23 protein-coding genes and 1 tRNA gene are annotated in these 25,866 nt (G+C 54.5%); 6 read left to right on the top strand and 18 right to left on the bottom strand.

Annotated features, from left to right (window positions below; translation table 11 throughout):
• The first annotated feature begins 1,070 nt into the window (after nt 1–1,070).
• Nucleotides 1,071–1,877 (top strand): DUF4225 domain-containing protein, encoded by an 807-nt coding sequence (locus tag L462_RS08875; RefSeq protein WP_032678920.1) that lies wholly within the window; start codon nt 1,071–1,073, stop codon nt 1,875–1,877.
• Here the strand turns inward: L462_RS08875 and L462_RS08870 are convergent.
• The 3 genes from L462_RS08870 to actS all read right to left on the bottom strand — a co-directional run bounded on the left by L462_RS08870 (nt 1,874) and on the right by actS (nt 3,647).
• A complete protein-coding gene (locus tag L462_RS08870; RefSeq protein ID WP_032678921.1) occupies nt 1,874–2,188 on the bottom strand; it encodes a hypothetical protein in 315 nt (104 codons plus the stop codon). The two genes, L462_RS08875 and L462_RS08870, sit on opposite strands and share 4 nt — an antisense overlap.
• A gap of 564 nt (nt 2,189–2,752) precedes the next feature.
• Nucleotides 2,753–2,826, bottom strand: a tRNA-Gly gene (locus tag L462_RS08865).
• 80 nt (nt 2,827–2,906) lie between these two features.
• Nucleotides 2,907–3,647 (bottom strand): amidase activator ActS, encoded by a 741-nt coding sequence (gene actS / locus L462_RS08860; protein WP_014171504.1) that lies wholly within the window; start codon nt 3,645–3,647, stop codon nt 2,907–2,909.
• 162 nt (nt 3,648–3,809) lie between these two features.
• On the opposite strand from actS, the gene idi reads away from it, so the two are divergent.
• Complete coding sequence (idi, locus tag L462_RS08855) at nt 3,810–4,352, top strand: isopentenyl-diphosphate Delta-isomerase (RefSeq protein ID WP_020883734.1); 543 nt, start codon at nt 3,810–3,812, stop codon at nt 4,350–4,352.
• A gap of 39 nt (nt 4,353–4,391) precedes the next feature.
• Here the strand turns inward: idi and lysS are convergent, their stop codons facing one another.
• From lysS to xerD, 5 genes are all read right to left on the bottom strand, one after another.
• Nucleotides 4,392–5,909, bottom strand: coding sequence for a lysine--tRNA ligase (gene lysS, locus L462_RS08850; RefSeq protein ID WP_020883733.1), 1,518 nt, complete (start codon nt 5,907–5,909; stop codon nt 4,392–4,394).
• Between the two features lie 9 nt (nt 5,910–5,918).
• A protein-coding gene (gene prfB / locus L462_RS08845) for a peptide chain release factor 2 (RefSeq protein ID WP_104440355.1) occupies nt 5,919–7,017 on the bottom strand; the annotation gives its coding sequence in 2 pieces (ribosomal slippage) (nt 5,919–6,941 and nt 6,943–7,017; 1,098 coding nt in all).
• Nucleotides 7,018–7,107: 90 nt separating this feature from the next.
• A complete protein-coding gene (gene recJ / locus L462_RS08840) occupies nt 7,108–8,841 on the bottom strand; it encodes a single-stranded-DNA-specific exonuclease RecJ (RefSeq protein WP_032678922.1) in 1,734 nt (577 codons plus the stop codon).
• Between the two features lie 5 nt (nt 8,842–8,846).
• Nucleotides 8,847–9,560, bottom strand: coding sequence for a bifunctional protein-disulfide isomerase/oxidoreductase DsbC (dsbC, locus tag L462_RS08835; RefSeq protein WP_020883731.1), 714 nt, complete (start codon nt 9,558–9,560; stop codon nt 8,847–8,849).
• Nucleotides 9,561–9,583: 23 nt separating this feature from the next.
• A complete protein-coding gene (xerD, locus tag L462_RS08830; protein ID WP_032678923.1) occupies nt 9,584–10,480 on the bottom strand; it encodes a site-specific tyrosine recombinase XerD in 897 nt (298 codons plus the stop codon).
• A gap of 101 nt (nt 10,481–10,581) precedes the next feature.
• Between xerD and fldB the strand changes: the two genes are divergently transcribed.
• Nucleotides 10,582–11,103, top strand: a complete 522-nt coding sequence (gene fldB / locus L462_RS08825) for a flavodoxin FldB (RefSeq protein WP_014171513.1) — start codon at nt 10,582–10,584, stop codon at nt 11,101–11,103.
• A 6-nt stretch (nt 11,104–11,109) separates the two neighbouring features.
• Here the strand turns inward: fldB and L462_RS08820 are convergent, their stop codons facing one another.
• Both L462_RS08820 and sdhE read right to left on the bottom strand, forming a co-directional pair.
• Entirely contained in the window at nt 11,110–11,520 is a 411-nt protein-coding gene (locus L462_RS08820; RefSeq protein ID WP_014171514.1) for a protein YgfX, read from the bottom strand.
• Nucleotides 11,501–11,767 carry an FAD assembly factor SdhE gene (gene sdhE / locus L462_RS08815; protein WP_003863437.1) on the bottom strand — a complete coding sequence of 89 codons (267 nt, stop codon included), beginning with the start codon at nt 11,765–11,767 and terminating at the stop codon, nt 11,501–11,503. Before sdhE ends, L462_RS08820 begins: the two co-directional genes overlap by 20 nt.
• 294 nt (nt 11,768–12,061) lie before the next feature.
• Here sdhE and ygfZ point away from each other — a divergent pair, with 294 nt between their 5' ends.
• A complete protein-coding gene (gene ygfZ / locus L462_RS08810) occupies nt 12,062–13,042 on the top strand; it encodes a tRNA-modifying protein YgfZ (protein WP_032678924.1) in 981 nt (326 codons plus the stop codon).
• Nucleotides 13,043–13,151: 109 nt separating this feature from the next.
• Here ygfZ and L462_RS08805 read toward each other — a convergent pair whose 3' ends face one another.
• Nucleotides 13,152–13,811: a PAQR family membrane homeostasis protein TrhA gene (locus tag L462_RS08805; RefSeq protein ID WP_014171517.1), complete on the bottom strand. Its 660-nt coding sequence runs from the start codon at nt 13,809–13,811 to the stop codon at nt 13,152–13,154.
• A 266-nt stretch (nt 13,812–14,077) separates the two neighbouring features.
• On the opposite strand from L462_RS08805, the gene L462_RS08800 reads away from it, so the two are divergent.
• Together L462_RS08800 and bglA are read left to right on the top strand one after the other, a co-directional pair.
• Complete coding sequence (locus L462_RS08800) at nt 14,078–14,809, top strand: MurR/RpiR family transcriptional regulator (protein WP_020883729.1); 732 nt, start codon at nt 14,078–14,080, stop codon at nt 14,807–14,809.
• Between the two features lie 116 nt (nt 14,810–14,925).
• Nucleotides 14,926–16,359, top strand: a complete 1,434-nt coding sequence (gene bglA, locus L462_RS08795) for a 6-phospho-beta-glucosidase BglA (protein WP_032678925.1) — start codon at nt 14,926–14,928, stop codon at nt 16,357–16,359.
• 36 nt (nt 16,360–16,395) lie between these two features.
• On the opposite strand, the gene L462_RS08790 is transcribed toward bglA, so the two are convergent.
• The 7 genes from L462_RS08790 to pepP form a co-directional block, all read right to left on the bottom strand.
• Complete coding sequence (locus L462_RS08790) at nt 16,396–17,139, bottom strand: SDR family oxidoreductase (RefSeq protein WP_025203278.1); 744 nt, start codon at nt 17,137–17,139, stop codon at nt 16,396–16,398.
• Nucleotides 17,140–17,213: 74 nt separating this feature from the next.
• Nucleotides 17,214–20,087 carry an aminomethyl-transferring glycine dehydrogenase gene (gene gcvP / locus L462_RS08785; protein ID WP_032678926.1) on the bottom strand — a complete coding sequence of 958 codons (2,874 nt, stop codon included), beginning with the start codon at nt 20,085–20,087 and terminating at the stop codon, nt 17,214–17,216.
• 125 nt (nt 20,088–20,212) lie between these two features.
• Nucleotides 20,213–20,602 carry a glycine cleavage system protein GcvH gene (gene gcvH / locus L462_RS08780; RefSeq protein WP_014171522.1) on the bottom strand — a complete coding sequence of 130 codons (390 nt, stop codon included), beginning with the start codon at nt 20,600–20,602 and terminating at the stop codon, nt 20,213–20,215.
• A gap of 23 nt (nt 20,603–20,625) precedes the next feature.
• The gene (gcvT, locus tag L462_RS08775) at nt 20,626–21,720 is read right to left on the bottom strand and encodes a glycine cleavage system aminomethyltransferase GcvT (RefSeq protein WP_020883724.1); all 1,095 of its coding nucleotides are present in this window, start codon (nt 21,718–21,720) and stop codon (nt 20,626–20,628) included.
• 430 nt (nt 21,721–22,150) lie between these two features.
• Nucleotides 22,151–23,353, bottom strand: coding sequence for an FAD-dependent 2-octaprenylphenol hydroxylase (gene ubiI / locus L462_RS08770; RefSeq protein WP_032678927.1), 1,203 nt, complete (start codon nt 23,351–23,353; stop codon nt 22,151–22,153).
• 12 nt (nt 23,354–23,365) lie between these two features.
• On the bottom strand, nt 23,366–24,544 hold the full coding sequence (ubiH, locus tag L462_RS08765) for a 2-octaprenyl-6-methoxyphenyl hydroxylase (protein WP_032678928.1): 1,179 nt from the start codon (nt 24,542–24,544) through the stop codon (nt 23,366–23,368).
• A complete protein-coding gene (gene pepP, locus L462_RS08760; protein WP_032678929.1) occupies nt 24,541–25,860 on the bottom strand; it encodes a Xaa-Pro aminopeptidase in 1,320 nt (439 codons plus the stop codon). The genes ubiH and pepP overlap by 4 nt, the downstream gene beginning before the upstream one ends.
• Nucleotides 25,861–25,866 lie beyond the last annotated feature (6 nt).

Here is a 25,866-nt window from a genome sequence, read left to right on the forward strand (position 1 = left end):
TGATACCATTATTAACGTCCTCAAAAGTGCAGCAGGTGAGACCCGCTCTGCGGTGATCGGTGCAGTCATAGGTTGGATTTTCGGCGGGAAATAATAGGATTTAAATACCCATAAATTGCGGTTAATTGATAGAAAATCCTGTCTGTTGTCACTGGCTCGCCTGTGGGGAATGGTGATCGTTATGGTATCGGATACATAACGAAGCCAGTAGTGGCAGGGCCTCGGCAGATCTGCCAGCCATATTGTAGCTAAACACCATCACCGATCCGCCCTCCCATATCGAAAAAATAAATTTTTTTCACAACCTTCTGAAAATCCGTCTATTTTTGGATGCATTGAGCCGCCTGTAGTGCGCTGTGGGACGTCGTGGATTATCGGTACGCAGTTTAGCTAGAAATCCCCGTTACGGGATTCTGGTGGAGCATATGGGGCTATTGGTTGAGCAGTTCACAATTGTGTGGAAAAGGTACGCATCGGTGACCTGCTAGGGCGGGAGAATTTCGCCTGTTGTTGGTGGGTTGTCTGGTAGTGAAACCGGTTGAATGTATCTGTTATTGTGCCGCAGGCCGCTCTGCACACGCATGAAATAATACTGAGCCTATACAACCCTTTATTGTGGGAAAACATCAGAAAACAAGCATCAGACTCTGTAAAAAGGCTATGCAAAAACACCCCTCTTTTATGCAGTGTTTATGCACTCACTTTGATCGCCTTTTCACGAGAAAACCTTCCTAAATAAGGCATACAGCCTGATTAGACAATGAGTGCCGATCCGGTTAGTCGTATAACGTACATTATGTTAAATAGACCTATTTTTTAACAAATTATCTATCTGAACAGATGTGGCTGGGATGTCCGATATTTCAGCAAGAAGACAAGGAATTATTTACTGCTGGCCTGTCACGTCTAGCAGCGGTCCAACAGAGCCGGGGATATTTTCAGCAGGAGAATGTAAAATGGGAGGATAAAGGTACGGGACACCCACGGGGGGTGGGTTGTGAAAGTATTTCCTGTTGTCTTCGACCTTATTGCACGTAAAATGACCAGACCCAATTTGGGAAGGAGTCTTTATGGATATCGCACTGCTCAACAGGGGCTGGAACAGAACATGGTCAGATACCATGGTGAATCTTGAAGCCCGGAAACTCGTCGAAACAGCAAACCGGCTGTCAGCATTCTATTTGCAAGATGGGATAACTCGTATCAAGTTTGTTGAAGAGATAAAACAGGTTGTAGAGAAAGAATTTGAAACAGCACGACGAGCTAAAACCGATGAAGAATGCATTGTATGCATCAAAAATCTGCGTGCTGAAACAGATAATCTACAAGAACAAGAACGTCTGTTAAGAACCAAGTCCGCACAGCTTTACGCGAAGGTCGAGTTTGTTAAGGAAAATAATAAAATCGTCGGCTACATGATTTCAGCTATTCACATTGTGGTTTCTGGAATAGCAATTGCTGGCGGTGCGTTGATGGTCGCTACGATGACACCTTTAGGTATGCTGGCAGGGGCCATCCTTGTAACAGATGGCATTAACGGTCTGTCAAAAGAAATCATCCCTGCTATATATGGAAAACAATATCACACAGAGGGATTTGTGGCTGATGGTGCTATGGAAGCGGCCCAGTTTATGGGTTTCAAGCCTGAAACAGGACTTGCGATTTATAACGCTATTACGTTAACTGCAAGTGTATATAGCATCTTTGGATTAGCCAGAAGACCCGAAGCATGGAGGCTATTTAAATGGATGCCCCGTGATTTTTATCGCAAGGTCGACACGATGAGCCGTCCCAAATTAACAATGAAAATAGTAGGTTATGGACTTAAGGCCAAAGTAATTTTTGACCTGCTTTCTACTGACACAGCGAGCCATTAGCCTCTGAATTTTCTCCAGAACCGCCAGGATTTGTAAGAAAGGACTGGCGGCTGAATAAATGCAACGATGACTATTGCGATCAGAATTGATATCCCACCACCCACGACGGTTTCTTTCGCAGTAAACAACACTAAAAGGATAAAAACCATCAGACATGCCGATGTTATCCATAAAACAACCCTGAATCGATTAGCCAGATCCTGAATCGCTTCCCCCAACGTTCCACCATAGCTTTCAACGTTGTTTTTTATTTTCTGCAAATCCGATGGTGTAAATCCTGAACGTAACAGCGCCTCATCAGTCACTTTCATATCGTCTCGTCCCTTATCTTCCAGAAGTGCTTTCCCAATCGCTGATTGTGCAAGCAATCATACTGATGAACTTTACAGCAATCCACATGATGTTTGTGCAATGTATCAGATTTCAGACAATAGAAGCCATAAAGCCCCGTTAGTGGTACAAGCAACAAGCGGAGCCGTTAGGCGACTACATCAATGTTCAGAGAGATCACACCTTATCAGGGTGCTCGTGTACCTTTCGGAGCGTGAGCGAAGCGCTGGCAGAGCCGGATCTGTAGCTACCGGAGCATTACCACTATTCACCTGTTTACGTAGCTCGTAGGGCCACACATCGGGCTTAAATGCGTGTGATCAATCTGTTCGGGAGTTATGCCAGGTATGCGGCTTTTTGTTCGTTGTTGTACTGTCGCGGTAAGAACTTGGAACCACCGCCAGCGTGATGATATGCTCCCTTGTACCACAGACCAATCACGCGACAGGTGCGGGCGTAGAACAATGGGTAGTTTAAGTTGTACCTGCTAAAGCGGGGCGACGTAACTAGCTGATAAATCATAACTTTTTGATTTATCAGAAGACTGGAGCGGGCGAAGGGAATCGAACCCTCGTATAGAGCTTGGGAAGCTCTCGTTCTACCATTGAACTACGCCCGCTTTGAGGTGCGTAAGGCATTATAGACCTTACGCCTCTTCATACAAGCCTCTTTGCAACTAAATGGCGATTATATAATCACTTAGCACTTTGGCTTACTGCCTGGCGCCGGAAGATAACGCTGCGGATCGATGGCTGTGGCGCGATAGCGGATCTGGAAGTGTAACTTCACCGAGTCCGTGCCGGTACTGCCCATGGTGGCAATCTTCTGCCCAGCCTTCACATTCTGCCCGTTGTTCACCAGCATCGTATCGTTGTGGGCATAGGCAGTGATGTAATCTTCCCCATGTTTAATCATGATCAGGTTACCGTAACCGCGCAGCTGGTTGCCGACGTAGACCACCTTCCCTGCCCCTGATGCATAGACTGGCGTGCCGCGCGCAGCAGCGATATCAATGCCTTTATTGCCCCCCTCAGACAAGGAGTAAGGCAACACGACTTTGCCGCTGGCAGGCCAGACCCAACAACGCTGGCCGACCGGAGGCCATGAGGACTGCGGCACCGCGTAAGACGGTGTCACTTTAGCTGTTTTGCCTTTAGAGGATTTCTTCGTTGAAGACGCGCCACCGTTAACCTTCAGTTTCTGCCCCACCTCGATGGTGTAGGGTGGAGAGATGTTATTCAGACGCGCCAGATCCTTCACGCTGGTCCCCGTTGCGCGCGAAATCCGATACAGCGTATCCCCGCGCTTAACGGTATAGACCGCACCGGAATAGCTGCCCATATCCGACGACTTGCTTCCTGAACAGCCTGCCAGTAATAGCGTCAGCGTCAGACAAAAAACGGCGGTAATGGGATTTCTCGTCAGGCTTCCTGCAAACAAAACAGATCCTCGGTCAGCGTGAATGGCGCACTATGATACCAGCCCAGACTGATATGGGTCAGCCCTTTTCCGCTCTTGAGAGCAAACGGCGCATGGAGGAATGCAGTATAATGCAGCTGCTGATGGTGCAGAGCCATCCGCATCGTTGGCACTGGAGCATCAATGAGTATTCAAGAACACGTTATTTTGGTAAATGACCAGGGAATGGTGATTGGCACTCAGGAAAAGTACGCCGCGCACACCGCCCACACCCCGCTGCACCTGGCTTTCTCATCGTGGCTTTTTAACGCCAGAGGTGAGTGTCTGGTTACCCGACGCGCCTTAAGCAAAAAAGCCTGGCCAGGCGTCTGGACCAACTCCGTTTGTGGACATCCTCAGTCTGGTGAAAAGACGGAACAGGCTATCATCCGCCGTTGCCGCTTTGAGGTTGGCGCGGAGATCGCCAATATCACTCCCATCGCCTCTGAGTTCCGTTATCGTGAAGCCGATCCTTCGGGGATCGTGGAGAACGAGATTTGCCCGGTATTCGCAGCACGCGTCACCAGCGAACTGCATATTAATCACGATGAAGTGATGGAGTATGAATGGGTCGAGCTGGAAGCGTTGTTCCGCGCACTGGACGCTGCCCCCTGGAGCTTTAGCCCGTGGATGGTGCAGGAAGCGACGGTCGCCCGCGATGCGCTCAGGGCCTTCGCGGCGCAATAAAAAAGCCCCTTTCGGGGCTTTTTTTACTGTCTTAACGGCTTATTTCACCGGGCGCATCGCCGGGAACAGGATCACATCACGGATGGTGTGGCTGTTAGTGAACAGCATAACCATACGGTCGATACCAATCCCCAGACCTGCGGTTGGTGGCAGACCGTGCTCCAGTGCAGTCACATAGTCTTCGTCGAAGAACATCGCTTCGTCATCGCCCGCCGCTTTCGCGTTAACCTGATCCTGGAAGCGCTGAGCCTGATCTTCTGCATCGTTCAGCTCGCTAAAGCCGTTGCCGATTTCGCGGCCACCGATGAAGAACTCAAAGCGGTCAGTGATTTCCGGGTTCATATCATTACGACGCGCCAGCGGAGAAACTTCTGCCGGGTATTCGGTGATGAAGGTCGGCTGAATCAGGTGCGCTTCGGCCACTTCTTCGAAGATCTCGGTCACGATACGGCCCAGACCCCAGCTCTTCTCAACGTTGATACCGATGCTTTCCGCGATCGCTTTCGCAGAGTCGAAGTTATCCAGATCGGCCATGTTGGTTTCTGGACGGTATTTCATGATCGCTTCGCGCATGGTCAGTTTTTCAAACGGCTTGCCGAAGTCGAAGACTTCTTCACCGTAAGGCACTTTAGTGGTGCCCAGAATGTCCTGCGCCAGGGTACGGAACAGTGATTCGGTCAGCTCGATCAGATCTTTATAATCCGCATACGCCATATAGAGTTCCATCATGGTGAACTCTGGGTTATGACGCACGGAGATGCCTTCGTTACGGAAGTTACGGTTGATTTCGAACACGCGGTCAAAACCACCGACGACCAGACGCTTCAGGTACAGTTCCGGCGCGATACGCAGGTACATGTCCAGATCGAGGGCGTTGTGATGGGTGATGAACGGACGTGCAGACGCACCGCCTGGGATCACCTGCATCATTGGGGTTTCCACTTCCATAAAGTCGCGGTTAACCATGAACTGACGGATACCGGCCATGATCTGAGAGCGAATCTTGAAGGTCTTACGGGATTCATCGTTGGAGATGAGATCCAGGTAACGCTGACGGTAGCGCGCTTCCTGATCCTGCAGGCCATGGAATTTGTCCGGCAGCGGGCGCAGGGCTTTGGTCAGCAGACGCAGTTCGGTGCAATGGATAGACAGCTCACCGGTCTTGGTTTTGAACAGCTTACCTTTCGCCCCCAGGATATCGCCCAGGTCCCACTTCTTGAACTGCTCGTTGTAGATGCCTTCCGGCAGGTCGTCACGGGAGACGTACAGCTGAATACGGCCGCCAACGTCCTGCAGCGTCACGAAGGAGGCTTTACCCATGATACGACGGGTCATCATGCGGCCAGCAACGGCCACTTCGATGTTCAGCGCTTCCAGCTCTTCGTTCTCTTTACCGTCGAAGTCAGCGTGCAGTTGGTCTGAGGTATGGTCACGACGAAAATCGTTCGGGAACGGCACGCCCTGCTCGCGCAGTGCTGCCAGCTTCTCGCGGCGGGTTTTCAGTTCGTTATTAAGATCGACTACCGCGTCAGCGCCCTGTGCTTGTTGTTCAGACATGTTGGTTCCTCATAACCCTGCTTTCAAACTTGCTTCGATAAATTGGTCCAGGCTGCCGTCCAGCACCGCCTGCGTGTTACGGGTTTCAACCCCGGTACGCAGGTCTTTGATGCGGGAGTCATCAAGGACGTAAGAACGGATCTGGCTGCCCCAACCGATGTCAGATTTGTTATCTTCCATCGCCTGTTTCTCAGCATTTTTCTTCTGCATCTCCAGCTCATAAAGCTTCGCTTTCATCTGCTTCATGGCCTGGTCTTTGTTCTTATGCTGGGAACGGTCGTTCTGGCATTGCGTCACCAGCCCGGTTGGAATGTGGGTGATACGCACCGCAGATTCCGTACGGTTAACGTGCTGACCACCCGCGCCGGATGCGCGGTAAACGTCGATACGCAGATCCGCCGGGTTGATGTCGATATCGATATCTTCGTCAACTTCCGGATAGACAAACGCGGAGCTGAAGGAGGTGTGACGACGGCCGCCGGAGTCGAACGGGCTCTTACGCACCAGGCGGTGAACCCCCGTCTCGGTACGCAGCCAGCCGTAGGCGTAATCGCCAATAATCTTGATGGTGACAGATTTAATACCGGCCACTTCACCTTCAGACTCTTCGATGATTTCGGTTTTGAAGCCGCGGGCTTCCGCCCAGCGCAGATACATGCGCATCAGCATGCTGGCCCAGTCCTGGGCTTCGGTACCGCCAGAACCTGCCTGAATATCGAGATAGCAGTCAGCGTTATCGTATTCACCGGAGAACATGCGACGGAATTCAAGCTGTGCCAGCTTCTCTTCGAGCACGTCGAGTTCAGCCACGGCTTCGTTAAAGGTTTCTTCGTCGTCAGCTTCGACGGCCAGCTCCAGTAAACCGGAAACATCTTCCAGCCCCTGAGCCATTTGATCCAGCGTATCTACGATAGCTTCGAGAGAGGAACGCTCTTTACCCAGCGCCTGCGCGCGTTCAGGTTCGTTCCAGACGTCCGGCTGTTCCAGCTCGGCGTTTACTTCTTCAAGACGCTCTTTCTTGGCATCGTAGTCAAAGATACCCCCTAAGAACGTCAGAGCGCTCCGTGAGGTCCTGAATACGGTTTTTTACCGGATTAATTTCAAACATGGTCTGTTTTCTTTTATGGACTTGTCAAAATGCGGTGATAAGAGCGGGATTGTACCGAATCCACGCCCTTTTTTATAGAGATTACTGCCGCTAAATTGGCCAGATATTGTCGATGATGATCTGAAGGGTGCGGTTACCGCGGAACTCGTTTATATCCAGTTTGTAAGCCAGCTCAACTTCGCGCACGCCGTTGTCCGGCCAGACAGCGGTATCGACGTTAAAGGCAATACCGTCCAGCAGCGGGCCACCGCCTACAGGCTCGACCATCACTTTAAGATGGCGCTCACCAACAATGCGCTGTTGCAGCAGACGGAAGCGGCCATCGAACAGGGGTTCCGGGAACATCTGCCCCCACGGCCCTGCATCCCGGAGCATCTGTGCCACTTCCATCGTCATCTCAACCGCCGTGAGTTCGCCATCGGAAACCACTTCGCCCTGCAGCAGGGCCGGGTCAATCCAGTCGGTGACCAGCTCGCCGAACAGACGCTGGAACTCGTCGAACTTCGCCTCTTCCAGCGACAAACCTGCCGCCATGGCATGGCCGCCGAACTTGAGCATCAGACCCGGGTAGAGGGTATCCAGACGCTCCAGCGCATCGCGCATGTGCAGCCCCTGAATCGAACGCCCGGAGCCTTTGAGGGTGCCATCACCAGCCGGTGCAAACGCAATGACCGGGCGGTGGAAACGCTCTTTAATACGCGAAGCCAGAATGCCCACCACGCCCTGATGCCACTCAGGGTGATACATCGCCAGGCCACCCGGCAGCGTATCGCCGCTGCGTTCCAGTTTTTCGCACAGGGTCAGCGCTTCAACCTGCATTCCCTGTTCAATCTCTTTACGGGTCTGGTTCAGGGCGTCCAGCTCATTAGCCAGCACGCGCGCTTCACCAATGTTGTCGCACAGCAGCAACGCGACGCCAACGGACATGTCGTCCAGTCTGCCGGCCGCGTTCAGGCGAGGCCCCAGGGCGAAGCCCAGATCGCTTGCCGCCAGCTTGAGCGGATCGCGGTTAGCAATCTCAAGCAGCGCTTTGATACCGGGACGGCATTTGCCCGCCCGGATGCGGCTTAAGCCCTGCCAGGTCAGAATACGGTTATTGGTATCGAGCGGCACCACGTCTGCGACGGTCCCCAGTGCGACCAGGTCGAGATACTCGGCCAGGTTCGGCACGGCAATACCGCGGGCGTCGAACCAGCCCTTATCACGCAGCAGCGTGCGTAACGCCAGCATCAGATAAAATGCCACGCCGACGCCTGCGAGTGATTTCGACGGGAAATCGCAGTCGCGCAGGTTCGGGTTGATGATCGCTTCCGCGGCAGGCAGCGTTTCACCCGGCAGGTGGTGATCGGTAACCAGCACCGGGATCCCCAGCTGATGCGCATGATCGACGCCCGCATGGGAAGAGATCCCGTTGTCTACGGTCAGGATAAGCTGTGCGCCGCGGGCATGGGCCTGATCGACCACTTCCGGGCTGAGGCCGTAACCATCTTCAAACCGGTTCGGCACCAGATATGTCACGTTGTCGCAGCCCAGCGCGCGCAGGCTCAGCACGCTCAGCGCGGTACTGGTTGCGCCATCAGCATCAAAATCCCCCACCACCACAATGCGCGTACCTTCACACAGCGCGTTGTAGAGAATTTCTGTGGCTTTTTCGATGCCGTTTAACTGCTGCCATGGCAACATCCCTTTAACGCTGCGCTCAAGGTCGGCAGCGGTACGCACGCCACGGCTGGCGTAAAGCCGCTTTAACAGCGGCGGGAGGTCGTCAGGCAAATCAGCATGTTCAACCGCCTCGCGGCGGCGCAGTTTTATTGGGGCTTTCACGCGAATTATTTACCACCAAACTGTTTCTGGTGCGCGTCGAGGAACTCTTTCATCTCTTTAGGTCCCTGATAACCCGGAACAACATAGCCATTGCTCAGGACAATCGCTGGCGTACCGTTCACGCCAAACTGCACACCCAGCGCGTAGTGGTTAGCGATATCAATGTCGCAGGATGCAGGCTGCACGCCTTTGCCATTCATCGCGTCATCAAAGGCTTTGTTGCGGTCTTTCGCACACCAGATAGCTTTCATATCCTGCTCTGGCTTGCTCTCAACGCCCGCGCGCGGGAAGGCCAGATAACGCACGGTGATCCCCAGCGCGTTGTAATCTTTCATCTCTTCATGCAGCTTATGGCAGTAGCCACAGGTGATGTCGGTGAAGACGGTAATGACGTGTTTTTCCTGCGCCGCTTTATAAACGATCATCTCTTTTTCGAGCGCGTTCAGGTTTTTCATCAACAGCTGGTTGGTTACGTTGACCGGCTGTGCACCGCTCACGTCGTACATTGGCCCCTGAATAATGTGTTTTCCGTCTTCGGTCACGTACAGCACGCCGCTGTTCGTCAGAACCGTTTTCATGCCGGCAACCGGTGCAGACTGGATATCACTGCTGGTGACGCCAAGCTTCGCCAGAGACTGTTTGATAGCGGCGTCATCCGCATGGGCAAAACCGGTAAATGAGGCTGCCAGCAGGGTGAACAGCGCGAAAGACTTTTTCATATAAGATCCTAATTCGTCGGCACTCACGCTCGTGGGTGGTGCTGTTGGTGTAGCTGCCGCAGCCGTTCCGTCGCGACATGGGTATAAATTTGGGTCGTGGAAAGATCGCTGTGTCCCAGCAGCATCTGCACCACGCGCAGGTCGGCGCCATGGTTCAGCAGATGCGTCGCAAAGGCATGACGCAAAACGTGTGGCGAAAGCTTTTCACTGTCGATACCCGCCAGTGTGGCGTAATGTTTGATGCGATGCCAGAACGTTTGCCGCGTCATCTGTTGTGCGCGCTGGCTGGGGAACAAGACGTCGATTGAAGCGCCATTAAGCAACCATGGACGACCGTGATCCAGATACGTTTCCAGCCAGTACACCGCCTCTTCACCCAGCGGCACCAGCCTTTCCTTGTTTCCTTTACCGATTACGCGAACCACGCCCTGACGAAGGCTAATGTCGCTCATCGTCAGGCCGACCAGTTCAGAAACACGCAAACCGGTAGCATACAATAGCTCAAGCATGGCTTTATCGCGTAACTCCAGCGGCAGGTCAACTGCGGGTGACTGTAATAATCTCTCAACTTGTGCTTCGCTGAGATCTTTCGGCAGCCGCTGCGGGAGTTTCGGGGAGGCCAGGAGCGCACTGGGATCGTCTTCGCGAATTTTTTCACGGTTGAGATGCTGGAACAGCCGACGCATTGCGCTGAGCAAACGTGCGGAACTGGTGGCCTTGTAGCCCCCTTCCATCCGCTCGCCCAGCAGCGCCTGCAGGTCGTCGCTTTGGGCGTTCGCCAGCGACAGCCCACGGTGCGCCAGCCACTCCACCAGCATGGTGAGATCGCGCCGGTAGGCACTGAGCGTATTCTCGGCCAGGTTCTTCTCCAGCCACAGTGCATCGAGAAACTGTTCGATGAGTGCGAGATCCTTTTCCACATCAGCCCCTTTGATTCTGCAGTCAGGCCATTATGCCTGATTGCTACCGGTTTCTGGTACACTACGCGCAAAGTCAAAGCAAGAATTGAGATAGTCACGCGATGAATATTGGTCTGTTCTATGGTTCCAGCACCTGCTACACCGAAATGGCGGCAGAGAAAATTCGGGACATCATTGGCCCGGAACTGGTGACGTTGCATAACCTGAAAGATGACGCGCTTACGCTGATGGAGCAGTACGACGTGCTGATCCTCGGCATCCCGACCTGGGATTTCGGCGAAATACAGGAAGACTGGGAAGCCATCTGGGACCAGCTTGATACGCTTAACCTCGACGGCAAAATCATTGCCATGTACGGCATGGGAGATCAGCTGGGTTACGGTGAGTGGTTCCTGGACGCACTTGGCATGCTGCACGACAAACTGGCACCGAAGGGCGTCACGTTTATCGGTTACTGGCCAACCGAAGGGTACGAGTTCACCAGTAAGAAACCGATTATTGCCGATGGGCAGCTGTTTGTCGGGCTGGCACTGGATGAAACCAACCAGTACGATCTCAGCGATGAGCGCCTGCAAAGCTGGTGTGAGCAGATTCTGGGCGAAATGGCAGAACAGTTTAGCTAACGCGAATTACTCCTGCGTCAGCTGCTGTAATAACATCCGACGCAGGTCCCGCCACTCAGCGCTATCCATACTGTCCGCAGCCAGCCACAGATGCTGGCGACGCCCGCTGTCCACGCTACGTAGCCGCAGCATCATGCCGGAAGCGATCATCCAGGGCATACCGAGAATTTCCCACTCTTTTCCCTGCCAGCGCAGGCGGGAATCCATCAGTAATTTGATCTCCCCCTGACGGGCATGAATGCGGCGCTGGCTGCGCACGCTGTCAAACACCACAAACGACAGCAACAGCAGCCACAGAGGCGTATAGCTAAGCGGCCACGGCATCAGTAACACAAAGGCCGCGACCAGGCCGTGGAGCAACAACGACATCCACTGCGAGCGCCACGAGACGCGAAGGTCAGATTGCCACAGGACCACGTTCCTGATTCCGTGTTTGAATTAATTGCACCATCCGTTGCAACTCGGTGTCGGCGGGTTTGCCGTGATTCATCAGCCAGTTAAATAAATCAGGATCGTCAGACTCAAGCAGGCGAACAAACAGACGCTTATCATCATCGCTTAAGCTGTCATACTCATATTCGAAGAAAGGCATGATGGAAATATCAAGTTCACGCATGCCGCGACGGCACGCCCAGTGAATACGGGCCTTGTTGTTAATATCCATGTTCTGTTTCCTGCATTACGTTTGGCACAGTCGGCACCCCGTCCAGTGTTCTTGATTTCTCTGCGGGGACACCAGCTAGTGTAACGTGTTTTTGACCGTTTCTTTACTGGAATATTGCGAACCACGAGCGCGCTTCCACAATAAACCCTATAAAGACAGCGGATTACACTATTTTGCGTGGCGCTACGCATAACCGGGTTATGGCACAAATGGCCTGTTGAAAGCGCTTGCAATGCCAGCAGGCTCTTTTACCATTAGGCATTATCAAAGCGTTAAGCAATTCAGGATATCGTTATGGCCTTTACACCATTTTCTCCTCGCCAGCCCGCCGCCTCTGCGCGTCTGCCGCTGACGCTTATTACTCTTGATGACTGGGCGCTGGCGACACTCACCGGTGCAGACAGCGAAAAATACCTGCAGGGCCAGGTAACCGCCGACGTCAGCCAGATGGACGAACACCAGCATCTGCTGGTCGCACACTGCGATCCAAAAGGGAAGATGTGGAGCAACCTGCGCCTTTTCCGTCGTCAGGAGGGTTTTGCCTTTATTGAGCGCCGCAACCTGCGCGACGCGCAGCTCACCGAGCTGAAAAAATACGCGGTCTTCTCAAAAGTCACTATCGCCGCGGATGATGAACACGTTCTGCTGGGCGTGGCAGGCTTCCAGGCCCGTGCGGCGCTGAAAAATCTGTTCAGTGAGCTCCCGGATGCCCAGAAACAGGTCGTCAGCGAAGGCGCAACGTCTATCCTGTGGTTTGAACACCCGGCGGAACGCTTTCTGTTAGTCACGGATACCGCGACCGCCGAACGCGTCACCGAGGCGCTGCGCGGTGAAGCCCAGTTTAATAACAGCCAACAGTGGCTGGCGCTGAACATTGAAGCCGGTCTGCCGGTGATTGACGCCGCAAACAGCGGGCAGTTCATTCCTCAGGCCACCAACCTGCAGGCGCTGGGTGGCATTAGCTTTAAGAAAGGGTGCTATACCGGCCAGGAGATGGTGGCACGCGCCAAATTCCGCGGAGCCAACAAACGCGCACTGTGGACCCTGGCGGGCCACGCCAGCCGCGTGCCTGACGCTGGTGAAGATTTAGAGCTGAAGATGGGCGAGAACTGGCGCCGTACCGGCACGGTGTTAGCCGCAGTTCAACTGGATGATGGCCGCCTTCTGGTTCAGGCCGTCATGAACAACGATATGGAAGCCGACAGCGTGTTCCGCGTGCGTGACGATGCCAATACACTGAGCATTGAGCCACTGCCGTATTCGCTGGAAGAGTAAGGCGTCATTGCCCGGCGACGAGATAAAAAAACGGTAACCTGACGGTTACCGTTTTTTTTGCTTACTCTCACGAAGAGAGGGCGGAGGCAAGAAGATCAACGTTCTGAAATTAAACCTGCCCCACATAGAGATAAATCGCTAAAAAGTGGCACACGCTACCGCCCAGCACAAACCCATGCCAGATAGCATGATTGTACGGGATACGCTTGCAGACATAGAAAATGACGCCCAGCGAGTAGACGATGCCCCCAACGGCCAGAAGCGTCACGCCCCCTACCGCCAGCTTGATCGCCAGTTGATAAACCACAATCAGCGAAAGCCAGCCCATCGTGAGATAGGTCACCAGCGACAGCACCTTAAACCGGTGCGCAATGGTCAGCTTAAACAGGATCCCCAGCAGCGCCAGGCTCCAGATAACAATCATCAGGCCACGCGACAGCGGCGAGTTAAGACCCACCAGCAGGAAAGGCGTGTAGGTCCCTGCAATAAGAAGATAGATAGCGCAGTGGTCGAATTTCTTGAGCCAGATCTTGGCCCGTTGATGCGGGATAGCGTGGTACAGTGTCGACGCCAGGAACAGCAGGATCATACTCCCGCCATACAGACTGTAGCTGGTGATGGCCATTGCGCTGGCATTCGTATCCACCGCCTGCACCAGCAATAACACTAAACCGACAATCCCAAAAACCAGGCCAATACCGTGGCTAATACTGTTGGCTATTTCCTCAGCCAGCGAATATCCCTGTGCAATTAATGGTCTGCTCACCATACAAAACTCCGGGAAAACTAACGATGAATATTCATCACCTGTCTATGCTAACTGAGAATGATTCCAGTGAACACCTGTTAGCTAAAATAATTTCACAAACATAATTTTTATCTATAAATCATGAACATAAACAAATTATTCACCTAACATTTGTTCACATTAAAATTTAATCATTAAGAATCAAGGGCATAAAATTGGATCCTGCCGACTTGCTGCATGTTATGATGGATAAATGATGTCTGAATGAGAGTTTCGCCATTGTGAGTATGTTCACCCACGCCGCCATTGCCAGTCTCAATAATCTGGAAATGATGGTCTACAACTATGTCATTAAAAATCGTGACAAAGTCATGTACATGACCATCCGCGAGCTGGCGGATGCGGCTGGCGTCTCAACGACCACTATCCTGCGCTTTTGCCGCAAACTCAACTGCGAAGGCTACTCTGAATTCCGCGTGCGCTTTAAGCTCTATTTAGAGCAGAACGAACCCCAGCAGGCAAATTTTGGTGCCAGCGAAATTATCAGCTTCTTTAAAGGCGTTAATAACGAAGAGTTCGATGCTTTATTAGATGAGGCGGTCGATATTATTTTATCTTCCGAACGTATTATATTTGTCGGCGCGGGCACGTCTGGCTCGCTGGCAAAATATGGCGCACGCTTCTTTTCGAATATCGGTAAATTCAGCAACCACATCGACGATCCTTATTTCCCGGTCACCAATGATATGGCTAAAAACGCGCTGGCGATTGTGCTGTCGGTATCCGGTGAAACCGAAGAGATCCTGCGCTTTGCCAGCCAGTTTAGCCTGCATCGCTGCAAAGTGCTCTCCATTACCAGCCACGAGCACTCGCGCCTGGCAAAGCTCGCGGACTTTAACCTCTCCTGGCATGTCCCTCAGATGCGGATAGGCGGCGTGTACGATATCACCACACAAATACCCGTCATCTATATTCTCGAATCGCTTGGCCGGAAACTGGCGAAGAAACTGACAGAATAAAACACCCTGTTTTTTCGATGTGACAAATTACATTTTCAGCGAATTGTTATATCGTGACATTTAATTCCGCTTTGCTAGACTCGAACGCAATATGTCATTTACTGAGAATAGCAGCGATGAAAAAACTTACCCTACCAAAAGACTTTTTATGGGGCGGTGCAGTGGCCGCTCACCAGGTTGAAGGCGGCTGGAACAAAGGCGGTAAAGGGCCGAGCATCTGCGATGTCTTAACGGGCGGTGCGCACGGCGTGCCGCGCGAAATCACGCAGGAAGTCGTGCCGGGGAAATACTATCCGAACCACGAAGCTATCGACTTCCATGGCCATTACAAAGAAGACATCAAGCTGTTTGCTGAGATGGGCTTCAAATGTTTCCGCACCTCTATCGCCTGGACGCGCATCTTCCCGAAAGGAGATGAAACACAGCCGAATGAAGAAGGCCTGAAGTTCTACGACGACATGTTCGATGAGCTGCTGAAATACAATATTGAACCGGTCATCACCCTCTCCCACTTCGAAATGCCGCTCCACCTGGTGCAGGAGTACGGCGGCTGGACCAACCGTAAAGTGGTGGATTTCTTTGTGCGCTTCGCGGAAGTGGTGTTTGAGCGTTACAAAAATAAGGTCAAATACTGGATGACCTTTAACGAGATCAACAACCAGCGTAACTGGCGTGCGCCGCTGTTTGGCTACTGCTGCTCAGGCGTGGTTTATACCGAGCATGACAATCCGGAAGAGACCATGTACCAGGTGCTGCACCACCAGTTCGTTGCCAGCGCGCTGGCGGTGAAAGCGGCGCGTCGTATTAACCCGGAAATGAAAGTCGGTTGTATGCTGGCAATGGTGGCGCTCTATCCGTTCTCCTGTAAACCAGAGGACGTGATGTTTGCACAGGAATCCATGCGTGAACGCTATGTCTTTACCGATGTCCAGCTGCGCGGTTACTACCCATCCTATGTGCTTAATGAATGGGAACGCCGTGGCTTCACCATCCATATGGAAGCTGGTGACGAGCAGATCCTGCGTGAAGGCACCTGTGACTATCTGGGCTTCAGCTATTACATGACCAACGCCGTGAAAGCGGAAGGCGGTACTGGCGATGCTATCTCAGGCTTTGAAGGCAGCGTACCGAACCCGCATGTGAAAGCCTCTGACTGGGGCTGGCAGATTGACCCGGTGGGTCTGCGCTATTCCCTGTGCGAACTGTACGAGCGTTATCAGAAACCGCTGTTTATCGTGGAAAACGGCTTTGGCGCCTACGACAAAGTAGAAGAAGACGGCAGCATCAACGATGACTACCGCATCGACTACCTGCGTGCGCACGTGGAAGAGATGATGAAAGCCGTCACGTATGATGGCGTGGATCTGATGGGTTATACCCCGTGGGGCTGCATCGACTGCGTGTCGTTCACTACCGGCCAGTACAGCAAGCGCTACGGCTTTATTTATGTGAACAAGCACGACGACGGTACCGGCGATATGTCACGCTCGCGGAAAAAGAGCTTTAACTGGTACAAAGACGTGATTGCCAGCAACGGCGAGACGCTTTAACGCTTTTCTCCTCTCCCCGACGGGGAGAGGAGATGTTTATTTCCCACCCGCCAGTTCAATAAAACTTCCCGTCACATACGAGGCTTTCTCGCTCAGCAGCCAGACAATCGCCTGCGCCACCTCTTCTGGCTGACCGCCACGCTGCATAGGCAGCATGGATTTGACCCTATCCACCCGGCCCGGCTCACCGCCAGATGCATGAATCTCGGTGTAAATCAGCCCGGGACGTACGCAGTTTACGCGGATCCCTTGCGCTGCCACTTCCAGCGACAATCCCGTCGTCAACGAATCAACAGCACCTTTGGACGCGGCGTAATCCACATATTCACCCGGAGCACCGAGGCGCGATGCCGCGGATGACACGTTCACGATCGCGCCGCCTTTGCCACCATGTCTGAACGACATGCGTTTTACCGCTTCGCGGCAGCAGAGGAAATAACCGGTCACGTTCGTGGCTAACACGCGGTTGATCCGTTCAGCGGAGAGGTGTTCAATCGTGGATTGTTCAAACAGGATCCCGGCGTTGTTCACCAGTGCGGTAAGCGGTCCGGCTTCACGATCGATACTGTCGAACATTGCCAGCACCTGAGCTTCATCACTGATATCTGCGCGCACGGCAAACGCAGTCCCCCCCGCGTCGGTAATCATCGTGATCACGTCCGTCGCGGCTTTAATGTTGTGGTGATAGTTCACCGCCACGGTGTAGCCTTCGCGCGCCAGCTGCAGCGCGGTGGCTTTACCAATACCGCGGCTGGCGCCGGTGACCAGTGCAATTGCCATCTATGTCTCCTTATAAAAAAAGCCGGGTAGCGTTAACGCTGACCCGGCCTGTACACATTATAACCGTGGAACGATTACTGGTATTCGCTCATTGGCACACAAGAGCAGAACAGATTACGGTCACCGTAGACGTCATCGAGACGTTTCACGGTCGGCCAGTATTTGTTTGCTATGCCAGCCGGGAACACCGCCTGCTCACGGGTATAATCGTGCTCCCACCCGGAGACCAGCTCATTCTGGGTGTGCGGTGCGTTAACCAGCGGGTTATCAGCCAGCGTCCACTCACCGGCTTTCACGCGGTCGATTTCAGCGCGGATAGCCAGCATCGCGTCAATAAAGCGGTCCAGCTCAACTTTGCTTTCAGACTCGGTGGGTTCAACCATCAGCGTACCCGCCACCGGGAACGACATGGTTGGCGCATGGAATCCGTAGTCAATCAGACGCTTAGCAATATCCAGTTCGCTGATACCTGTCTCTTCTTTCAAAGGACGGATATCGAGGATGCACTCGTGCGCCACGCGACCATCACGGCCCGTGTAGAGCACCGGATACGCTTCTTTCAGACGCGTTGCGATGTAGTTAGCATTGAGGATAGCCACCTGGCTTGCCTGCTTCAGCCCTTCCGCGCCCATCATGCGGATATACATCCAGCTGATGGGCAGGATTGAGGCGCTACCGAACGGTGCCGCAGAGACCGCGCCCTGACGGGTCAACATGCCTTCAATCTGCACTACGCTGTGGCCTGGGACAAACGGCGCCAGGTGTGCTTTCACACCGATTGGGCCCATACCCGGACCACCACCGCCGTGCGGAATGCAGAAGGTTTTGTGCAGGTTCAGGTGCGACACATCCGCGCCGATAAAGCCCGGAGAGGTAATGCCAACCTGTGCGTTCATGTTCGCACCGTCGAGATAAACCTGACCGCCGAACTGATGGACCACTTCACATACTTCACGGATGGTCTCTTCGTACACACCGTGGGTGGACGGGTAGGTCACCATGATGCAGGAGAGTTTTTCGCCCGCCTGCTCGGCTTTCGCACGCAGATCGGCCAGGTCAATGTTGCCATTCTTGTCGCAGGCCACCACCACCACTTCCATACCCGCCATCTGGGCAGACGCCGGGTTGGTGCCGTGCGCAGAACTTGGGATCAGGCAGATATCGCGATGCCCTTCATTGCGGCTTTCGTGATAGTGACGAATTGCCAGCAGGCCCGCGTATTCCCCCTGCGCCCCGGAGTTTGGCTGCATGCAGAGTGCATCGTAACCGGTCAGCTTCACCAGCCAGTCGGAGAGCTGGTTGATCATCAGATGGTAACCTTCCGCCTGCTCTGGTGGGCAGAACGGGTGCAGTTCGGAAAATTCAGGCCAGGTGATTGGGATCATCTCTGCCGCAGCGTTCAGCTTCATGGTGCAGGAGCCCAGCGGGATCATCGCCTGGTTCAGCGCCAGGTCTTTGCGCTCCAGAGAGTGCATATAGCGCATCATCTCGGTTTCGCTGTGGTAGCGATTGAACACAGGGTGAGTCAGGATCGCATCATCACGCAGCATGCTTTCCTGGATAGAGCGGCTGTCGAGCGCGACATCTTTATCGAGCGTATCAATATCCAGGCCGTGCACATCGCCCAGCAAGACGTTAAACAGGTTTACGATATCTTCGCGGGTAGTGCTTTCATCCAGGGTAATGCCTACCGCGTTATGGATGTCGCTACGCAGGTTGATCTCTGCCGCGTCAGCACGAGCCAGCACCGCGGCTTTGTCAGCCACTTCAACGCACAGCGTGTCAAAGTAATGGGCGTGGCGCAGTTTCAGGCCTTTCTGCTGCAGACCGCAGGCCAGAATATCCGCCAGACGGTGAATACGGCTGGCAATGCGTTTCAGGCCAACCGGACCGTGGAAGACAGCGTACAGGCTGGCGATATTGGCCAGCAGGACCTGCGAGGTACAGATGTTGGAGTTCGCTTTCTCGCGACGAATATGCTGCTCGCGAGTCTGCATTGCCATGCGCAGCGCGGTGTTACCGGCGGCATCTTTTGAAACGCCGATGATACGGCCAGGCATAGAACGTTTGAATTCATCTTTTGCGGCAAAGAACGCCGCATGTGGGCCACCGTAGCCCATCGGGACACCAAAGCGTTGTGCAGAACCGAAAACAATGTCCGCGCCCTGTTTACCTGGAGCCGTCAGCAGGACCAGCGCCATAAAATCAGCCGCGACGCTGACAACCACTTTGCGGGCTTTCAGCTCAGCAATCAGTGCGCTGTAGTCGTGAACGTCACCGGTGGTGCCGACCTGTTGCAGCAGCACGCCAAACACATCCTGATGATCGAGGACTTTGTCGGCGTCGTCGACAATCACGTCAAAACCAAAGGTTTCGGCACGGGTACGAACCACATCAAGCGTTTGCGGATGCACGTCCGCTGCCACGAAGAAGCGGTTGGCATTTTTCAGTTTGCTCACGCGCTTCGCCATTGCCATTGCTTCGGCGGCGGCGGTGGCTTCATCCAGCAGTGAAGCGGACGCGATATCCAGGCCGGTCAAATCCAGCGTAACCTGCTGGAAGTTCAGCAGCGCTTCCAGACGGCCCTGAGAAACTTCTGGCTGATACGGGGTGTAGGCGGTGTACCAGCCCGGGTTTTCCAGCATATTACGCAGAATAACCGGAGGTAACTGCACGTTGGTGTAGCCCATGCCAATATAAGACTTATAGCGCTTGTTCAGGCCGGCAATTGCCTTCAGCTCCGCCAGAGCGGCGAATTCAGTGGTGGCTTCACCCACCTGAGGCGGCGTGGCAAGCTGGATGTCTTTTGGCACAATCTGGCCGATCAGTGCATTTAATGAATCCGCGCCAACTGTCTTCAGCATCTCCTGCTGTTGCTGAGCATCCGGCCCAATGTGACGTTCAATGAAGGCGCCACGGTTTTCAAGCTGGCTTAAAGTCTGTGTCATGAGCGATGGTTCCTGAAACGTGCAGTGAATGTGTTTTCTCCCTCTCCCTGAGGGAAAGGGCTGGGGTAAGGGTGTCGTCTGTTCCCCTCACCCTACCCTCCCCCCAAGGGGGAGAGGGTTAAGGCTTACTCGTTTTCTAACAGCGCTTCGTACGCGGTGGCATCCAGCAGCGCGGCGACCTGCGATTCGTCGCTGGCTTTGATCTTGAAGATCCAGCCGCCTTCATAAGGCTCGCTGTTCACCAGCTCCGGGGAGTCGCTCAGGGCGTCGTTCACGGCAACAATTTCACCGCTTACCGGGGCGTAGATATCAGAAGCCGCTTTAACGGACTCGGCCACGGCGCAGTCATCGCCTGCTTCCACGGATGCGCCGACTTCAGGCAGGTCAACAAACACCATGTCGCCCAGCAGCTCCTGCGCATGCTCGGTGATCCCTACGGTGTAAGTGCCGTCCGCCTCTTTGCGCAGCCACTCGTGTTCTTTGCTGTATTTCAGTTCTGCTGGCACATTGCTCATTGAAGTTCTCCTGATAAAAATGATTAGGCGACCGGCTTACCGGCGCGAACAAAAATCGGTTTGGTCACGTTGACCGGCATTTCACGGTTGCGGATTTGCACCACTGCCGTTTCGCCAATGCCCGCCGGAACACGCGCCAGTGCAATACTGTAGCCCAGCGTCGGGGAGAAGGTACCGCTGGTGATCACGCCTTCACGCGGGTTACCGTCAGCATCTGTAAAACGCACCGGCAGCTCGCCGCGCAGCACGCCTTTCTCGGTCATCACCAGGCCTACCAGTTGTTCAGTGCCCTTTTCACGCTGCATTTCCAGCGCTTCACGGCCAATAAACTCACGGTCAGCCGGTTCCCAGGCGATGGTCCAGCCCATGTTGGCCGCCAGCGGTGACACGCCTTCATCCATCTCTTGCCCGTAGAGGTTCATACCGGCTTCCAGACGCAGCGTATCGCGCGCGCCCAGACCTGCCGGCTTAACGCCAGCTTCCACCAGCGCACGCCAGAAATCGGCGGCTTTCTCATTCGGCATGGCAATTTCATAGCCCGCTTCACCGGTGTAGCCGGTGGTCGCGATAAACAGATCGCCCGCCTGTACGCCGAAGAACGGCTTCATGCCGTCGGTGGCTTTACGCTGCTCATCGCTGAACAGAGAGGCGGCTTTAGACTGCGCGTTCGGCCCCTGTACGGCGATCAGCGACAGATCATCGCGGACGGTGATGTCGATGGCGTAAGGTTCAGCGTGTTGGGTAATCCAGGAGAGGTCTTTTTCGCGGGTGGCGGAGTTTACAACGAGGCGGAAGAAATCTTCAGAGAAGTAATAGACGATGAGGTCATCAATTACGCCGCCGGAGGCATTCAGCATGCCGGTGTAGAGCGCTTTGCCTGGCGTCTTCAGTTTGGCGACGTCGTTTGCCAGCAGATAACGTAAAAACTCCCGGGTGCGGCTGCCATGCAGGTCGACAATCGTCATGTGTGACACGTCGAACATACCGGCATCGGTGCGCACCGCGTGGTGCTCATCAATCTGCGAGCCGTAGTGCAGCGGCATCATCCAGCCATGGAAGTCCACCATGCGTGCGCCGCATAACACGTGTTGTTCGTACAAAGGAGTCTGTTGAGCCATCTTTTCCTCGTTGAATAAGCAGAGCTGTCTTGCGTTTCGCACACCTGAACAGTGCCACGAAACCCGGCGCCGCGATCGCTTTCTGGACCCCGACGCAAACGTTCTCTTTTACCTGAACTTACCACCGAAACCGGCGATTAACCATAAGGTAAAACGGGTCATCACATTAGCTTATGACCTAAAAACACGAAAAAGCTTACAGAGTTATTCACTGGCAAACTGCGATTAAACCCGCATAAAATTAACATTGCTCTAACAGGATTTAGCAGATGGTGATATTTCATGCGGAAAAACGGGCGGAATTTCCGTAACAAAAAAATAGTAAGATTAGATTTTCTAATGCGAAAAATGCGGTGAAATTAGATTATTTCAAACGAGCGAATTTCCCCGGCGCAGAGGCCGGGAAAACAAAGTGTGACGGGGGTCTATATTAGCGCAGCCAGTCCGGCAGGTCGTTAAGACCCATCGCCTGGCGAAGGAGTTGAGGTTTTACGCCCGGAAGGGTATCGGCAAGTTTAAGGCCGAGGTCGCGCAGCAGTTTTTTCGCTGGATTCGCGCCGGCAAACAGCTCACGGAAACCCTGCATGCCTGCCAGCATCACCGCTGCACTGTGCTTACGGCTGCGTTCGTAGCGACGCAGATAGAGATGCTGGCCGATATCTTTGCCTTCGCGATGCAGGCGACGCAACTCTTCAACCAGCTCTGCCGCGTCCATAAAGCCAAGGTTCACGCCCTGCCCGGCCAGCGGATGGATCGTATGCGCCGCGTCACCCACCAGCGCCAGACGGTGCGCCGCAAACTGACGCGCATAGCGTCCGGTTAACGGGAACACCAGCCGCTCGCTCTCAAGGGTGCATAGCCCAAGACGGTTATCAAACGCGACGCACAGCGCCTGGTTAAACGCCTCGGGAGTCGCCTCCTGCATCTGTTGCGCTTTATCAGGAACCAGAGACCAGACAATCGAACACAGGTGCGGATCGCTCAACGGCAGGAATGCCAGAATGCCGTCATTGTGGAAGATTTGGCGCGCCACCCCACCGTGCGGCTCTTCAGTGCGAATCGTTGCCACCAGAGCATGATGGCGATAGTCCCAGAACGTCAGCGGAATATCCGCCTTGTTACGCAGCCAGGAGTTGGCACCGTCAGCGCCCACGACCAGTCGCGCGGTCAGCATGTCACCGCTTTGCAGGGTGATAAAGGCGTCGTTTTCTCCCCAGGCAACCTGCTGGATTTGCGCCGGTGCCAGCAGCGTGACATCGCTGCAGGACTGCGCCTTTTGCCACAGAGCATGGTGGATAACGGCATTTTCGATGATGTGTCCCAGATGGCTGTAGCCCATGCTTTCATCATCAAACGCGATATGACCAAAGCTGTCTTTGTCCCACACTTCCATGCCGTGATAACAGCTGGCACGCTGCGCCACGATATCTGACCAGACGCCAAGGTGCGTCAGCAACTTTTCACTGGCCGCATTGATTGCCGAGACGCGCAGTTCCGGCGGCGCGTCCTGCGCGACAGGCTGAGGCACGTTTTGCTCCAGTACCGCAACGCGCAGGCCGCTGCCCTGTAAACCACAGGCCAGCGCCAGTCCTACCATTCCGCCGCCAACGATGGCGACATCAACATTTTGCACGGTGATAACTCCTTAACGCGCGACCCAACCAAGAGTCCGCTGCGCCAGCACGTCACGTGCCGGAATGAATAATTCCATCGCCATCAGCCCAAGATTGCGGCCTGCAACCAGGGGTGCCCAGCGATTGGCAAACAGGTGCACCAGACCATCCGTCACACCAATCGTCGCCTCTTTATCTGCCCGGCGTCGCTTCTGGTAATGGCTGAGCACCGACCAGGCACCACAGTCTTTTTGCTCGCTCCACGCCTGCGAAAGCGTTTCTGCCAGGCTCATCACGTCGCGAAGCCCGAGGTTAAACCCCTGCCCGGCGATGGGATGCAATGTCTGCGCAGCATTGCCGACCAGCGCCATGCGATGGGAGATGGACTGCGAGGCGGTGGTCAGCGACAACGGGTATACGCTCCGCTTTCCCGCGTGGGTAATACGTCCCAGCCGCCAGCCAAAGGCTTTTTGCAGCTCGGTACAAAAACGTTCGTCAGACCAGGTCTGTATCTCAGCCGCGTTGTCCTGCGGATGGCACCACACCAGCGAACTGCGATCGTGGGACATGGGCAGCATCGCCAGCGGGCCATGCTGGGTAAAACGCTCAAAAGCGCGGCCGTTGTGAGCGCCCGCTGTCGAAACGTTAGCAATGACGGCCACCTGCCCGTAGGGCTGTTGTCGCCACTCCACGCCGCACTGCGTGCCGAGCGAAGAGCGCGAACCGTTTGCCGCTACCAGAAGCTGGCCTTCAAGGACGGTACCGTTATCCAGCACCACGTTGACCGACGCGTCACTGCGGCTAAAGCTGGCCACACGCGCCGGGCAATGCAGGGTCACGCCTGGCGCATCCTTAAGCAGGCGGAACAGGCGTAACCCGACGTCGTGCAGCTCCACGACCCGGCCCAGCGCATCTATACGGTAATCATGCGCATCCAGGGTAACGAAACCGGCATGACCGCGATCGCTGACGTGAACGGTGTTAATCGCCGTCGCGCAGTCGGCTATCGCCTGCCAGATGCCAATGCGTGAGAGTTGCTGACAGGTACCCTGCGCCAGTGCAATGGCGCGGGCATCAAAACCGGGGTGATCAGAGGCCTCTGGCGCAACTGCCTCCACCAGATGCACCGGCAGTTTTCCCTGCGTAAAATGCGAGATGGCCAGTGCCAGCGTGGCTCCGGTCATCCCGCCGCCAACGATAATCACGCTCATACGCGTGCCGCTGCCATCAGCGCCTCGATATCGTCAGCATTTTTCACGACGCTGGCGGTCAGGTTTTCGTTGCCGGTTTCGGTAATGACGATGTCGTCTTCGATACGAATGCCAATCCCACGGTATGCTTCCGGCACGTCGGCATCCGGCGCGATATACAGCCCCGGCTCAACGGTTAATACCATGCCTGGCTCCAGCACGCGGGAACGATCGGCACCGTACGCTCCCACGTCATGCACATCCAGCCCCAGCCAGTGGCTCAGGCCGTGCATAAAGTACGGACGATGCGCGTTCTCGGTAATCAGGGTATCCACGTCGCCTTTCAGGATACCGAGCTTCACCAGACCGGTGATCATGATGCGCACCACTTCGCCGGTCACTTCCTGAATGGACGTGCCTGGACGGTACAGCCTGAGCGCCGTCTCGAGCGATTCGAGGACGATGTCATACACCGCGCGCTGTGCGGGGGTGAATTTACCGTTCACCGGGAACGTACGGGTGATATCGCCCGCATACCCCTGGAATTCGCATCCGGCGTCAATCAGCACCAGATCGCCGTCGCGCAGCGCACTTTCGTTTTCGGTGTAGTGCAGAATGCAGCCGTTTTCACCGCCGCCGACAATGGTGTTGTATGAAGGATAACGCGCGCCGTGGCGGTTAAATTCGTGATGAATCTCCCCTTCCAGCTGGTATTCAAACATTCCCGGGCGGCATTTCTCCATGGCACGGGTGTGTGCCAGCGCACTGATTTCACCCGCGCGGCGCATCACGTCCAGCTCTTCCGGGGATTTGAACAGACGCATCTCATGCACCACCGGACGCCAGTCCGTCAGGGTGGCTGGCGCGGACAGATTCTGCCTCGAACCTTTGCGCAGCTTATCCAGAGCGGTAAAGACAATCTCATCGGCATACGCATACTCGCCCTGCGCGTGGTAAAGCACATCCAGGCCATTGAGCAGTTGATAGAGCTGCTGGTTGATTTCACTGAATGCCAGTGCCCGATCCACCCCCAGCTTCTCTGGCGCAGCCTCTTGCCCTAAGCGACGGCCGAACCAGATTTCGGCAGTGAGATCGCGTACGCGGTTAAAAATCACGCTGTGGTTGTGGGTGTCATTACTCTTAATCAGCACCAGTACCGCTTCCGGCTCGTTGAAGCCGGTGAAGTACCAGAAATCGCTGCTCTGGCGATAGGGGTATTCGCTGTCGGCGCTGCGCGTCACTTCTGGCGCAGCAAAAATCAGCGCGGCGCTGCCCGGCTGCATATTGGCCAGCAGCGCCTGACGACGGCGCGAAAACTCTTGATTTGAGATAACCATGACACC

Source organism: Enterobacter sp. BIDMC 26 (assembly GCF_000534435.1).
Classification (GTDB): Bacteria; Pseudomonadota; Gammaproteobacteria; order Enterobacterales; family Enterobacteriaceae; genus Enterobacter; species Enterobacter ludwigii.